Origin of the sequence: Rhizobium sp. ZPR4 (assembly GCF_040215725.1) — a bacterium.
GTDB classification, from domain to species: Bacteria; Pseudomonadota; Alphaproteobacteria; order Rhizobiales; family Rhizobiaceae; genus Rhizobium; species Rhizobium rhizogenes_D.
Genome location: NZ_CP157969.1, coordinates 670,224 through 684,096 on the forward strand (window position 1 = coordinate 670,224; position 13,873 = coordinate 684,096).

The 13,873-nt window shown below is 58.2% G+C and carries 12 protein-coding genes; 7 read left to right on the forward strand and 5 right to left on the reverse strand.

The window, feature by feature from the left end; all coding sequences use genetic code 11:
• Nucleotides 1–192: 192 nt before the first annotated feature.
• From ABOK31_RS30860 to ABOK31_RS30870, 3 genes are all read right to left on the reverse strand, one after another.
• The gene (locus ABOK31_RS30860) at nucleotides 193–3,273 is read right to left on the reverse strand and encodes an efflux RND transporter permease subunit (protein ID WP_349961421.1); all 3,081 of its coding nucleotides are present in this window, start codon (nucleotides 3,271–3,273) and stop codon (nucleotides 193–195) included.
• Nucleotides 3,274–3,282: 9 nt separating this feature from the next.
• Entirely contained in the window at nucleotides 3,283–4,404 is a 1,122-nt protein-coding gene (locus ABOK31_RS30865) for an efflux RND transporter periplasmic adaptor subunit (protein ID WP_349961423.1), read from the reverse strand.
• 520 nt (nucleotides 4,405–4,924) lie between these two features.
• Complete coding sequence (locus ABOK31_RS30870; protein WP_349961424.1) at nucleotides 4,925–5,398, reverse strand: VOC family protein; 474 nt, start codon at nucleotides 5,396–5,398, stop codon at nucleotides 4,925–4,927.
• 235 nt (nucleotides 5,399–5,633) lie between these two features.
• On the opposite strand from ABOK31_RS30870, the gene ABOK31_RS30875 reads away from it, so the two are divergent.
• Nucleotides 5,634–6,179 (forward strand): AAA family ATPase, encoded by a 546-nt coding sequence (locus ABOK31_RS30875; RefSeq protein WP_349961426.1) that lies wholly within the window; start codon nucleotides 5,634–5,636, stop codon nucleotides 6,177–6,179.
• 252 nt (nucleotides 6,180–6,431) lie between these two features.
• Here the strand turns inward: ABOK31_RS30875 and ABOK31_RS30880 are convergent, their stop codons facing one another.
• Nucleotides 6,432–6,818 carry a hypothetical protein gene (locus tag ABOK31_RS30880; protein ID WP_174172789.1) on the reverse strand — a complete coding sequence of 129 codons (387 nt, stop codon included), beginning with the start codon at nucleotides 6,816–6,818 and terminating at the stop codon, nucleotides 6,432–6,434.
• A gap of 641 nt (nucleotides 6,819–7,459) precedes the next feature.
• Here ABOK31_RS30880 and ABOK31_RS30885 point away from each other — a divergent pair.
• Nucleotides 7,460–8,212, forward strand: coding sequence for a Crp/Fnr family transcriptional regulator (locus ABOK31_RS30885; RefSeq protein ID WP_349961428.1), 753 nt, complete (start codon nucleotides 7,460–7,462; stop codon nucleotides 8,210–8,212).
• Between the two features lie 92 nt (nucleotides 8,213–8,304).
• On the opposite strand, the gene ABOK31_RS30890 is transcribed toward ABOK31_RS30885, so the two are convergent.
• The gene (locus ABOK31_RS30890) at nucleotides 8,305–9,207 is read right to left on the reverse strand and encodes a LysR family transcriptional regulator (protein ID WP_349961430.1); all 903 of its coding nucleotides are present in this window, start codon (nucleotides 9,205–9,207) and stop codon (nucleotides 8,305–8,307) included.
• Between the two features lie 84 nt (nucleotides 9,208–9,291).
• On the opposite strand from ABOK31_RS30890, the gene ABOK31_RS30895 reads away from it, so the two are divergent.
• The 5 genes from ABOK31_RS30895 (at nucleotide 9,292) to ABOK31_RS30915 (ending at nucleotide 13,758) form a co-directional block, all read left to right on the forward strand.
• On the forward strand, nucleotides 9,292–9,726 hold the full coding sequence (locus ABOK31_RS30895) for a PACE efflux transporter (RefSeq protein ID WP_174172792.1): 435 nt from the start codon (nucleotides 9,292–9,294) through the stop codon (nucleotides 9,724–9,726).
• A 286-nt stretch (nucleotides 9,727–10,012) separates the two neighbouring features.
• Nucleotides 10,013–11,038, forward strand: a complete 1,026-nt coding sequence (locus tag ABOK31_RS30900) for an ABC transporter substrate-binding protein (protein ID WP_349962830.1) — start codon at nucleotides 10,013–10,015, stop codon at nucleotides 11,036–11,038.
• A 26-nt stretch (nucleotides 11,039–11,064) separates the two neighbouring features.
• A complete protein-coding gene (locus ABOK31_RS30905) occupies nucleotides 11,065–12,075 on the forward strand; it encodes an iron chelate uptake ABC transporter family permease subunit (RefSeq protein WP_349962832.1) in 1,011 nt (336 codons plus the stop codon).
• The gene (locus ABOK31_RS30910) at nucleotides 12,072–12,833 is read left to right on the forward strand and encodes an ABC transporter ATP-binding protein (protein WP_349961431.1); all 762 of its coding nucleotides are present in this window, start codon (nucleotides 12,072–12,074) and stop codon (nucleotides 12,831–12,833) included. The genes ABOK31_RS30905 and ABOK31_RS30910 overlap by 4 nt, the downstream gene beginning before the upstream one ends.
• Nucleotides 12,834–12,990: 157 nt before the next feature.
• Nucleotides 12,991–13,758 carry an SDR family oxidoreductase gene (locus ABOK31_RS30915; protein WP_174172796.1) on the forward strand — a complete coding sequence of 256 codons (768 nt, stop codon included), beginning with the start codon at nucleotides 12,991–12,993 and terminating at the stop codon, nucleotides 13,756–13,758.
• Nucleotides 13,759–13,873: the final 115 nt, after the last annotated feature.

Below are 13,873 nucleotides of genomic sequence, written 5' to 3' on the forward strand. Positions count from 1 at the left end.
CAGACCAGAAAAGACGAAGCCCCCTGCGACATCGATATTCCGATCAGTTCCTCATCGCCCTCAGTGTCGTTCCTGTGCAACGTCATCGCTGATGCGAGCCGAGCAAGAAGCGACGCCTGCCATGTGTCTTGCGGCATCATAGGCAGACATGCTTCAACTCGATCATCGCACCGACTTCGCCGGCCGGCACACTCAATGTGCAAGGGTCGGCTCTGCTTCTGTTTCCGGCGCATCCTTCTTGTGATGGTCGGCTGCGAGCAGCATGTAGACCGCGGGCACGACGAAGAGCGTGAACAGCGTTCCGATGGCAAGACCGGTGGCGATCACGAGGCCCATGTTGAAGCGGGCGGCGGCACCGGCGCCGGTCGCCAGGATCAGCGGCACGACGCCGAGAACCATGGCGCCCGTCGTCATCAGAATTGGCCGCAAGCGGATGCCGCAAGCGCCTTCTATCGCTTCACGCTTGGTCTTTCCTTCGGCCTGCAGCGTGTTCGCCACCTCGACGATCAGGATGCCGTGCTTGCTGATCAGCCCCATCAGCGTCACCAGGCCGACCTGGGTATAGATGTTCATCGTCGCGCCGCCGATACCGAGGCTGATGAAAGCGAGCGCGCCTGCGATCGACATCGGCACGGAGACGAGGATGATGAACGGGTCTCGGAAGCTGTTGAACTGCGCCGAGAGTGCCAGGAACACGATGATCAGGGCAAGGGCGAAGGTCGTCGCCATGCCGCTCGATTCCTGCACGTACTGGCGTGACTGTCCGCCATAGTCGACCGAATAGCCCTGCGGCAGCGTCCGCGCCGCGATCGACTTAAGCGTATTCAGCGCATCGCCGACGGCAACACCGGGCGCCGGCACGCCGGAGATCGTGGCCGAGTTCAATTGCTGGAAGTGCGCAACCGAGCGCGGGGTGGCCTGGAGTTTGGCAGTAGCGATCGCCGAAAGCGGGATCTTGTTGCCGTTCACGTTTGCGATCGGATAGTTCATGATCTGATCGATGGTCTGGCGCGACCGTTGCTCGACCTGCGGGATAACCTGATACGAGCGGTTGTCGATACTGAAGTAGTTGACATAGCCACCGCCCAGCATGGAGGCGAGCGCCGAACCGACATTGTTCATGGACAGCCCGAGAGCCGAGGCCTTGCTGCGATCGATCTGGATCGAATATTGCGGATTATCGACGTAAAGATCCTTCGTCAGGAAGATGAACTCGCCGGATTTCTGTGCTTCCTGCAGGAAGGCGGTGGAAACCTCGTTGAGTTGCTCGAAGCCGCTGGTGCTGCCGATGGCGAACTGCACCGGCAGACCGCTGGCGCCGGGCAGCGGCGGTATCTGGAAGACCACGGACTGTCCGCCGGCGATCTTCGCCAGATCGGCCTGCACCAGTGGCTGCAGCTGATCGGCCGTTCTCGTGCGCTGATCCCAGGGCTTCAGCACCATGCCCTCGAAGGACGTGCCCGGCACCTCGACCTGCAGGGTCTTGTCGGTTTCGGGGAAACTGCGGAAGATCTTGGTGACCTGGTTGGAGTTGAGCAGCTTTTGCTGAAGCGTCGCATTGGGAGGGTTCGTTACCTGCGCGGCCAAGAAACCCTGGTCTTCGTTGGGAGCCAACTCGGTCTTGGCGCTGGTATAGAGGAAATAGATGCTGCCAAGCACGATTGCGGCAAAGACCAACGCCACCGGAACAGTATTCAGGCTGCCATGCAGCATGCGCACATAGGGCCGATGGATCTCCGAAAAGCGGCGGTCGATGAAATCGGAGATACGCTCTTCCCAACCGCTGCGATCGATCAAATGCGGCTTCAGGATGCGCGAGCACATCATCGGCGTCAGCGTCAGCGCAATGATCATGGACACGGTAACGGCGCCGACCAGCGTGAAGGCGAATTCCGTAAACAGGGCGCCCGTCAGGCCACCCTGGAAACCGATCGGCACGTAGACTGCGATCAGCACCACCGTCATGGCAAGGATCGGCCCGACCAGTTCGTGCGCTGCATCCAGCGCCGCCCTCATGGGCGTCGATCCCTCTTCGATGTGGCGGTTGACGTTCTCGACCACGATGATGGCATCGTCGACCACAAGGCCTATCGCCAGCACCAGGGCAAGCAGCGTCAAAAGATTGATCGAGAAGCCGAAGATCAGCATCATCGCGAAGGTGCCGACCAGCGACAGAGGTATGGCGACGACGGGAATGGCGACCGATCGCGGCGAGCCGAGAAAGGCGAAGACCACGAAAATCACGATCACCAGAGCTTCGAGCAGGCTCTTCACGACCTCATCGATCGAGGTGGTGACGAAGGTGCTGGAATCGTAGACGATGTATCCTTCGAGGCCCTGCGGCAATTGCTGCTGGATGCTTGGAAAGACCGCTCGCACGCCGGCAATCACGTCAAGCAGGTTGGCCGTCGGCGCGATCTGGATACCCATGAACACGCCGTCCTGCCCATCGAAGCCGATCTGGACGTCGGGATTTTGAGATCCGAGGGCAACAGTCGCGACATCCTTCAAGCGCACGATCGTGCTGCCGATCTGCTTGACCACCATTTCCCTGAATTCATCAGCCGAATGCAGGTCGGTCTGCGCGGTCAGCACCGTCTGCGTCATCTGGCCGCGCGTTGTGCCGATGCCGGAAATGTAGTTGTTGGCTCCGAGCGCGGTCCAGACATCGCCAGCCGACAGGCCATAGGCGGCAAGCTTGTCCGGCTGCAGCCAGGCTCTCAAGGCAAAGGTTCGCGCGCCGAGGATTTCGGCCGTCTGAACGCCGTTGACCGCCTGCAATTTGGGCTGGACGACGCGCGTCAGATAGTCGGTGATCTGGTTGCTGGCCAGAACGTCGCTTCGGAAGCCGATATACATGGCGTCGATCGACTGACCGATGGAAACCGTCATGATCGGCTGCTGCGTGCCCGTGGGCAGCTGATTGAGAACAGAGGATACCTTGGCGTTGATTTCGGTCATCGCCGCATCGGCGCTGTAGTTGAGCCGCAGATTGACGGTGATCGTCGACGTGCCGCTGGTGCTCGTCGAGGTCATGTAATCGATGCCGTTGGCCTGCGCGATGGCGTTTTCGAGCGGCGTCGTGATGAAGCCGGCGATGACGTCAGGCGCCGCACCGGGATAGGTGGTCGTCACCGTGACGACGGCGTTCTGGGTCTGCGGGTACTGGCGCACGGTAAGCGAGCGGAACGACTGGTAGCCGATGACGATAATCAACGCGCTGACCACGAGAGCGAGAACGGGGCGCTTGATGAAGATATCGGTGATATTCATCGCTACACCTCAGTTGGGATTTGCCGGGTTCGCATTAGGATCGTTCGACGGCTGCACCTCGTTGTTGATGATGACAGGCGAGCCGTTGTTGAGTTTCAGCTGGCCGGAGGTCACAACCACTTCGCCTGCGTTCAACCCCTTGGTCACCGAGATCTGATCGCCTCGCGCCTGCCCCGTGCTGACGAATTTCTGATTGGCGACGAGCTGCGGCTTTCCGTCCGCGCCATTGCCCTTGTCGGTCACCACGTAGACGACATTGCCGTAAGGATTGATGGTGACGGCGGTCTGCGGCAGGGAGATGTACTCTTTCGGCTCCCCGACCACCACCGTTATGTTGCCGAACATGCCGGGCAGCAGCTTGCGGTCAGTATTGGGGAAGGTTGCCCGGATGGTGATGTTGCGGCTCTGCGTGTCCACCAGCGGGCTGATCGCCGTGATCTTGCCGTCGAAATTTTGGGTGCCATAGGCATCGACCGTTGCCGTCACCGCTTGTCCGACCTTCAGCTGCGACAGGGCCTGCTGCGGCATCGAAAAATCAAACTGGATCGGATCAAGCGACTGCAAGGTCACGACGGCCGTCCCGGCGGACAGATACTGGCCGAGGCTCACCAGCTTGATGCCGAGGTGGCCATCGAAGGGCGCGCGGATCGAATATTGATCGATCAACGCCTGCTGTGACGCGACCTGCGCCTGCGCCGCCTTCCAGTTCGCCAGATCGCTATCGACCTGGCTTTGCGCGATGGTGTTGGCCTTGATCAGCCTGGAGTCGCGATCATAGGCGATTTGAGCATTGGCCATCGTCGCCTTGTATTGATCCAACGTCGCGATCTGCTGATCGGCAAGCAGCTGCACAATAAGATCGCCCTTCTTGACGTCCTGGCCATCCTCGAAGCCGATCTTCTGGACGATGCCCTGGACCTGCGCCGAAAGATTGGCGCCTTCGACGGCATTGAAGCTGCCGATCGACTGCAGTGTCGTCTGCCATGGACTCGTCGCCGCGGTAATTGTCGAGATGGTCTGCGGTGGCGACTTGAGATTAGCCAGATAAGCCGCAATCATGCGGTTCTTGAATGCCTGGAAGCCGAAGATCCCGCCAAGGATCAGGCCTATGATGATCAGCATGATTATCATGCGTTTTATCATGAGTGGTAACTCTACTCTTCAGGAACAGGTCGGGAGGAATTCTGATGGCGGTGGCGCGATAGGATTTCACGGCAATCCTCTCAGAAACCCGCCGATGCCCAAACAGTCGCAAGCACATGGTTCCCTGCGGCCAATCTCTATATGGAAAGCGACCATTATGGGGACTGACAGGCTCGATCAGCCAGATTCCTTGGCGAAGACGCTCGTCACGCAGTCGTGCGCTTCGCCCGCCGAAGACTGCGCTGACCTTGCAATGATTCCAGCTGGCGGCGTTCCGTGTGGCCATCCTCTGTAAACCTCACCAGTCAAACGCCATTGGCCTGCCTCTGCATTCGATCAAGGATAAGTTGTTATTATCCGATCCACAACAGCCGATTTCATATGCCTAGATCCATATTTAATGGAGTCTTGAATAAAAGCAATCATAGCCCCGCGCACGACAGTCATCTCAAATCGCCATGGCATTGGCGACCTTGGATGGGGTGCGCTGGGCAAGCCGCTTCAGCCCTCAGCCACGCCGAGCCGCGTCGATCGCCGCCACATCGATTTTCTTCATGGTCATCATTGCATCGAAAGCCCGCTTTGCCTGATCGCCGCCCTCACGAAGCGCCTCCATCAGAATACGCGGCGTGATCTGCCAGGAAACGCCCCATTTGTCCTTGCACCAGCCGCATTCGCTCTCCTGGCCGCCATTGCCGACAATGGCGTTCCAATAACGATCCGTCTCTTGCTGATCCTCGGTATAGATCTGAAACGAAAAGGCTTCATTGTGTTTGAACACCGGACCGCCATTCAGGCCGACGCAAGCGACACCTGCAACCGTAAACTCGACGACCAGCACATCGCCCTGCTTGCCCTCCGGATAGTTTCCCGGTGCGCGGATGACGGCGCCCATGGTGCTGTCGGGAAAAGTCTCGACATAAAAATTGGCGGCGGCCTCTGCATCCTTATCGTACCACAAGCAAATCGTGTTCTTTGCCATTACTCTGGTCCTCCTGCTCTCCGTTTCCCGTCTTTTTGAAATAGGCGCTAGATCGCATTTCTCCACCCTCATGAACGCCATTTCGGCTGGGCAACGACCGGCTTCCTGTCGTAGCCTTGACATCCGACGGACCATTGAAGGGTTCAGACATGTCGGAATCGCGCTGCGAGAGATTATGGCAAGGGTGCGAAAAAGCAGGCGTCTTTCGAGCCCGAAAAGCCGATTGGAGTTCACGATGCTAGTCAACATAAGCGGATGGCCAGGTGTTGGTAAGTTGACAACCGGACGCGAATTGCAGGCAATTCTGGGCGGAAAGCTGCTCGACAACCACACCATTTTGAATGTAGGGCGCGCTTTGGCCGAAGGCGGGACAGCGGAGTATTACGATTTAGTCCGCGCCGTCAGATCTGTCGCGTTCGCTGCAATTCTAAAACTGCCGCCAGCTCTGCCCATCATTTTGACAAGCGTTGTTGCCCGCGGAGGATCGAACGGATTTCTTGAGGAAAATTGGCAAGCGATCATCGATCTCGCACAAGCGCGAAATTGCCCGCTCTTCTCCGTTACGCTGACGTGCTCGCCCGTCGAGAACGCTCGCCGCATCGCCAGCGAAGATCGCGGCAAGAGCGGAAAAAGTCGAAAGGCAGAGATTTTAGATAGGCTTGTCGTCGAACGCTCGCTTTTCGACGATGGGGCGACACATCGCACGACCATCGATAACACGACCTCGTCTCCCCGGGAGACGGCGCAACATATTCAAGATTGGATCAAGACTTTCCAATAAGGTTCGCAGGCCGTGGCCAGCCACAAAAGGAAGAAATGAAAAACGTGTCTTCTATCGGGAATGCAGCCCAGCAGGGCTCGTGAACGCTTGGCGGCTACATCACTCAAATCGGCGATTTTAATGAGCAATTCCAACGATCTAGACGCCTCGGCCGGACAAGGACGGTCGAGGCGTTGAACAATGCAGCGCAAAGCGGGAGCCGCAGATCAGGCCAGGATCATTCCGCATGCGCATATTCAGCGAAAGCAAAGCCTAGTGGCGATCGTGGCCATGACCGTGGTCGCCGCCATGATCTTGCGACGAGGTGGACGACGTCGATGGCGTGCTCACACCGACATTGCCTGAGTCAATCAGGTCGGCGGAGGATGCGGTGCGGTCAAGGAGTGCGTCGACGCGATTCAGATCTCCTTCGCATCGTCCCTCCTGCCGATTGTGATGGGCGTCCATCGCGGCGGAATAAAGTCCCATGGCTTCACTCTTCTGTTGGCCCGCCGGAGCATCACGCAACTCCGTTCCGGTCAACTGAAGACTTTCCACACAGCTCAACGCAGCGAAGCTTGGAACGGATGAGGTCGCAAGAGCGGCAAAGGTCGCTCCCAGGACAGCGAAAACGATCGTCGGTTTGGGCATTTTCAACATTGCAACCTCCATCAGGAGCGATTGCCGGTTCTGCCGAACAGGCATGATTTCCGATTTGTGAAAGCCCGGCGGTTTTCAGCAGCGCCGGCATCTTGCAGTCTGAACCGCTTGGGATAGGCCCGATATGATCTGGATCAATGCATTCAACCTTTCGGCTGCATCGATCTCGATAAATATGTCAGAAGTTGAATTTTCTCTTCGCCGCCAAGAAGGACGCAACTAGCCGCAGAGATGATGTTTGGTCTTGGCCTATTACCCGCCGGGAGACGAGGCTATCGGCAGCTTAACCCTTGTTCCCAATATGAAATTTCGTCTGGTTAGTTGCCGAAACAGCGCGCACTTGGGCATGTCATCGTCCAATGGCATCCAGCTATTTTCTGCGTAATCTCTTGCCGTTACATGGGTGCTAAACAGTTCATCACAACTGTTTCACTAAGAAGTGCTTGGCTTGTGATACCGATCGCCCGCCGCTCGTTTTCCTGCTAATATATTGTAATATTTCAAGAAATTCTCAAATCTTCCCGAAAAGCGCTATCTGCTTCCCGCCAATTGTTAATCCGAGTTAAGTTTTCGAAAAATACTCTCCATTATAATATTCTCTCTAGGGGGTGTGTCGATCTCAAATTCTGAAGGCATCCTATATGCCACATGATCTACTTCCACTTGACGGAAAGTCCGGTATCCCTTCTGCCTCGACAAACTGGAATACATATCATTTACCCTTGAATATGCCTTACTTGACTATGGGGAGAGGTGCCCTGGATGCGCTTGTCACCCGCAAACGTATCTGCATGAAGGGGTGCGATCTTATCCGCGAGGGAGAAGGAGGGCGAAACGCATATTTGATCTATAGTGGTTGGGCTTGCTCTTACAGGCTCTTGCGTAATGGAACGCGACAGATCATCAATTTCCATGTTCCCGGAGATCTCCTGGGTATCAGGCGACTTCTTGCTCCCGATTGCGACGATAATCTTTGTGCCATAACCTGTATTGAGGTGGGAGAGATCGACATTGAGAGCCTTTTAACAGCACTTTGTGCTGATAATTGCCTTGCCATGTCCATCCTTTGGTCTGTCTTCCGAGGCGAAGCCATCATAGCTCAGCATCTGGTTGATATCGGACGGCGCAAGCCGATCAATAGGACTGCTCATTTTTTTCTTGAACTTGGTGCCAGATTGAATCTCGCTGGCCTTGGCACGAGGACTGCATATGAATGTCCCTTGACGCAGTCACTGATTGCCGATGCACTGGGGTTGACTGCCGTTCATTTCAATCGCGTTCTAAAGCAGCTGCGCGAGTTGAATGCCATGACATTTCATGAAGGACGCGTGGAGTTTCTTGATGGCGGAAAGCTGGAGCATCTAGCCGATTTCAACTCGTCATATCTGCGATAGCCAGTGTTTGGAGAATATCGACTGGTTGCTACCGACCGATAGAGCATGGGCGGCCAAACCACACACCCGGAGAACGGTCTTTCGGACGCCGGCTAGGCAATCCCGGGCTTTCGATAGTCGATCCCGTTTGCTGCGAATTGCTCCCGAAGCCATTTCGCCGCCGGGCCGGCCGGACGCTGCTTGTGCCAGACGAGCTCAAGCGCGACCGGATGCGCTCCTTCGTCGAATTGGAGCACCGGCGTCGCCAGTCTGGAAGCCAGTGGCGAATTCTCCAGAATATGGGCAGGTATCAGCGCCCATCCGATCCCCTGCTGCAGAATCTGCAAAATAACCCAGTGACTTTCGACCCACCATACTTCGGCGGCAACGCGCAAACGGTGAGTTTCCGTGCCGTCGCTTCGCTTCGTCACCATGATCTGACGGTGACGTTTGAGCTCCTCCCAGGTGACGGGAGCCTGCGCCAGCGGATGGTCGCGGCCGCAAACCAGAATGAGGGGAACCCAGCCGATCGTGTGAAAGCCGAGCATGGGCGGAAGATCCTCCTGCCGCCACATCACGCCGAGATCGGCCTTGCCGTCGAGAACCAATCCGACGACGTCCTTGGTCGGCGGAAACAGCAGCTCCAGCTCGACATGCGGGAAGCGATCGGCAAAGGCAGCAAACAACGCGCCGGTCGATGGCTCGGGGTACAATTCGTCGATCGCAACGACAAGCCGTGTCTCGACATGCTCTTCGAAGCTTCTTGCAACGCCGATCAAATGTTCGCGGCGGTCGAGAAGCAGCCTTGCCTCCGGCAACAGCCGCCTGCCCGCCGCGGTCAATGTCGGGCTTCTTGTCGCCCTGCTGAAAAGCTTGACGCCGAGATCGTCCTCCAGCGTCGAGACGAGCAGGCTTACCGCCGATTGCGCCTTGCGCAAACGCCGAGCCGCCGCCGAAAACGAGCCTGCTTCGACGGCGATGACGAAGGCTTCCAATTGCTCGAGTGAAACCGCCATCTATGCGAATTCCAGATACTATCTAACTTTACCTATATGAAATAACAGATAGAAAAGCCGCCGACAACAACAGAGGACTTTGAAATGCGTAGCTTCAAGGACCGCGTCCGGCATGCGGTCATGTTCGAACTCATCGGTCTGGCGATCTTTACGCCAGGCGCCGCCTTGCTGTTCGATCAGCCCCTCGAACATATGGGGATTGTCGGCATCATCTCCGCCACGGCGGCGACGGTGTGGAATTTCGTCTACAACGTCGGGTTCGACAAGGCGATGATGCGCGTCAGGGGCAGCGTACAGAAGACCATCCCGATCCGTATCGCCCACACGGCTTTGTTCGAAGCCGGTCTGATCGTCGTACTCATTCCCTTCATCGCCTGGTATCTCGGGATCAGCCTGATGGCGGCACTGGCGATGGATATCGCGATCGTCGCGTTTTACCTGGTATATGCCTTCTTCTTCAACATCGCGTATGACCGCGTGTTTCCCATCGGGATACGGCCGATGCCACAGGCATCCTGAAGACCGGGGCCCCTCGTCTTGAAATCTGACAGGCGCATCGCAGTAGTGCGCCAGCTTCAGCATGACGACTGGGCCTCGGACCTTCAACTACACATAGTGTAGGCGCATATTCCGCCGCCTGGCGCGCGCTCCATCAGCCTCTCGTCGGGAAAATGCCCGACGAGAGGCTTTTCGGCACAAAGAAATAAATATGACTTTTTTCCTCTTGTTTGTGACCGGGCGGCAAGGCTATATCGCGCGGGCGCGTTCGTTCGATCGCGCTGACTATAGCCACCGGGATATTTTCGTGACCATATTGAAATCAGTTTTGACCATTTCAGTTCTTTGCGCGGCCCTCGGCTTTGCCGCAACGGCAGCTTCTGCCGCCTCCACCAGCTATCCGTTGACCATCGACAATTGCGGCGCCAAGGTCACCTTCCAGAAGGCTCCGGAGCGCGCCATCGGGCTCGGACAGAATAGCGCCGAAATCCTTCTCCTGCTCGGCCTCGAGGGCAAAATGGCCGGCACGGCCTTTTGGCCGAGCAAGGTTCTGCCGCAACTCGCCGAGGCCAATGCCAAGGTCAAACTGCTGACCGTCGAATTCCCGACTTTTGAATCGATCCTCTCTGAAAATCCTGATTTCGTCGCTGCCGCCCTGCCGAGCCTGATGGGGCCGAGCAGCAAGGTCGCCAAGCGCGAGGATTTCGAAAAGCTCGGCATCCCGACCTATCTATCGCCGAGCACCTGCCTCAGTACCGCCGTGGTCAAGGATCAATATGGCAGCCGTGGAGAGCTTTGGAACATGGATCTCCTCTACAAGGAGATCGACGAACTCTCGCAGATTTTCGACGTGCCCGATCGCGGGCAGGCCTTGATCGCTGACTTCAAGGCCCGCGAAGCCGCGCTCCGCTCCACTGTTTCCAAGGATGGCAAGCAGCTCTCCTATGTCTTCTGGTTTTCCAGCCAATCGCCCTCCTCCGACGCCTATCTCGGCGGCAAGAACAGCGCATCCGGCTTCATCGCCGATCTGCTTGGCGGCCATAACGCGATTACGGCGGAAGCGGAATGGCCCACGCTCGGCTGGGAGAGCATCATTGCGGCCAACCCTGATGTCATCGTCGTCGCCAGCCTCGACCGCAATCGCTGGGAGCTCGACAAGCCGGAAGCCAAGATCAAGTTTCTCACCACCGATCCCGCCGTCAGCCAGCTAGCCGCGGTCAAGAACAAAGCGATTGTCGTCATGGACGGCCAGGCCATGAACCCGACCATCCGGACGATCTATGGCGCCGAGCAGGTCGCCCAGCAGCTCAAGGCGCTTGGTCTCCTGAAGTGATCGATACATACCGGACCCTGAAGCAGCTGGCCATTATCGGCCTGCTGCTTTTCGCCTCTCTCGCGGCGATCGGCCTGACGATCGGTGTCAGCGTCGGCATCGGTGATCTACCGATCCCGCTTTCAACGACCTTCTACGCCATCACCAACAGGCTGGGATGGACGGGTATCGAACTTAACCGCATCCACGAAACGGTGATCTGGGACTATCGCCTCAGCCGGGCACTGGTGGCCGCTTTCTGCGGAGCGGGCCTCGCGCTCTCAGGGGCGATCATGCAGTCGCTCCTTCGCAACCCTCTTGCCGAACCCTATGTGCTCGGCATTTCGGCGGGTGCCTCGACTGGCGCGGTGTCCATCGTCATACTCAATATCGGCGCCGGCGCGGTTTCGCTTTCGGCGGGTGCCTTTGCCGGCGCGTTCGCAGCCTTTTTCTTTGTCGCTCTGCTTTCAAACGGCACACGAGGCGGCGCTGATCGTACCATCCTTGCCGGTGTTGCCGCCTCTCAGCTGTTCAACGCTGCGACCTCCTATGTCGTGACGACATCGGGAAACGCACAGCAGGCGCGGGATGTGATGTTCTGGCTGCTCGGCAGTTTCGGCGGCGTTCGCTGGCCGGAATTCATGCTGGTCGCAACCATTGTCGGCTTCGGGCTTGCGGTCTGTCTGCTCTATGCGCGCGTGCTCGACGCGTTCGCCTTTGGCGACGAGGCCGCCTCGTCTCTTGGCGTCAATGTCGGGCGGGCGCGGATCGGGCTCTTCGCATTGACTGCGATGATGACGGCGACGATTGTCAGCATGGTCGGTTCGATCGGCTTTGTCGGCCTCGTCGTGCCGCACGCGGCGCGCTTCTTCGTCGGCCCACTCCATATCCGGCTGCTGCCAGCCTGCGCCATCGTCGGCGCGATCTTCATGGTGCTGGCGGACATCGCATCGCGCGCCCTCATCCCCCAGCAGGTTCTGCCGATCGGTGTGGTTACGGCACTGGTTGGCGTTCCCTTCTTCTCCATCATTCTCTACCGGTTCCAGCGCGCATCATGAGCATCAAGGCCGACAACGTCATCTGGAAAATCGGCGCGAAGACCGTACTCGACGGGGTCTCTTTCGAGGCGCCCGCGGGCAAGATGCTCGGCCTGCTCGGGCCGAACGGCTCGGGCAAGACCTCGCTCCTGCGTCTGCTTGCCGGCCTAAAACGACCGAATTCCGGTCGCATCACGCTCGAACAGAAGGATCTGCAGCGCATGTCTCGCAGTTCGATCGCGAGGCGCGTCGCCTTCGTCGAACAGCACAGCACCACAAACGCCAATCTCAAGGTCATCGATGTCGTAAAGCTCGGCCGGTTTCCGCATCGATCGATGTTTTCCGGCTGGACATCGGCAGATGACGAGGCGGTCGAAGACGCTCTTGCGCGCGCCGGCATGAGAGAGAAACGCAACGACCGATGGCAGAGCCTGTCGGGTGGCGAAAAGCAACGCACCCACATCGCACGAGCCCTCGCTCAGGCGCCGAAAGAGCTGATCCTCGACGAGCCGACCAACCACCTCGATATCCAGCACCAGATCAGCCTGATGCGACTGGTTGCCGGTCTGCCGGTCACCAGCATCATCGCTCTTCACGATCTCAACCATGCCGCCATGTTCTGCGATGAATTGATTATCATGCAGCAAGGCAGGATCGTCGCCTCCGGCACGCCGAAAGACGTGTTGACCGAAGATCTGCTGAGGACCGTATTTGCTGTCGAGGCTAGGGTCGAAACCTCTCCCCACCACTCCCGGCCCCATATTCACTATCTCCGATGACGGGGAAATCCGGAATCGGTCCCTTGATTGGCCCTTGCCTCGCAGTGGAACCGAGCGCATCTTTCGCAACACCCTCGACGGGTTCGCGGGCTTTGAACGACATCGGCAAAGGACCGCATCGGCGTCTGTTTTACGCCTGCGGCAGATGGGGGAATGCGTGACGGATAGGCTCAAGGGCAAGATTGCCATCATTTCGGGTGGCGCTACCGGCATGGGTGGAGCGGCTTCGCGCCTGTTTGCGGCGGAGGGCGCCAAGGTTGCGATCATCGACAGAAACGGCGATGCGGCGGCTGAAACCGTGCGCGAGATCCGCGCTGCCGGCGGCACGGCGGACCATTGGGTTGCCGATGTTTCCGACGAGGCAGCCGTCAATGCGGCGGTCAAGGGCATCGAGGATCGCTTCGGCGCGGTGACCGTGCTCTTCAATCACGCCGGCACCATCGTCATCAAGCCGTTCCTCGAAACGACGCTCGAGGAATGGGAATGGCTGCATGGCGTCAATGTCCGCTCGATGTTCCTCATGACCAAGGCGGTACTGCCGGGCATGATTGCTGCCGGTGGCGGCTCCATCGTCTGCACCTCGTCGATCTCGGCGGTCGCAGCAACTCCGATGGAGGTGCTCTACGACACGACGAAGGGGGCGGTTCACATGTTCGCCCGCGCCATTGCCGTTGAATTCCGCGATCGCAACATCCGCTGCAATGCCGTATGCCCGGGCTTCATTCGCACGCCGCATGGACTGCGTGAGGTGGCTGAGTTGCAGGCCCTCGGCGTCGATGTCTCGGACGAGGCAATTGCGGCGCAGCAGGGCCGGATCGGCGAGCCCGAAGACGTGGCGCGCGCCGCCCTCTATCTGGCGTCGGATGATTCCAATTTCGTCAACGGCATCCATCTCTTCGTCGACAATGGCTTCACCGCCATCTGATCGCAAATAGCAGTGCATCGTCCGAGCAAGTCGATAGTTTTCAATAGGATATGGCTGTCAATTTCGCAGCGCCGATGGTAAGGGAGCTTTACGAATGACTTCACCGCCCCGGGTG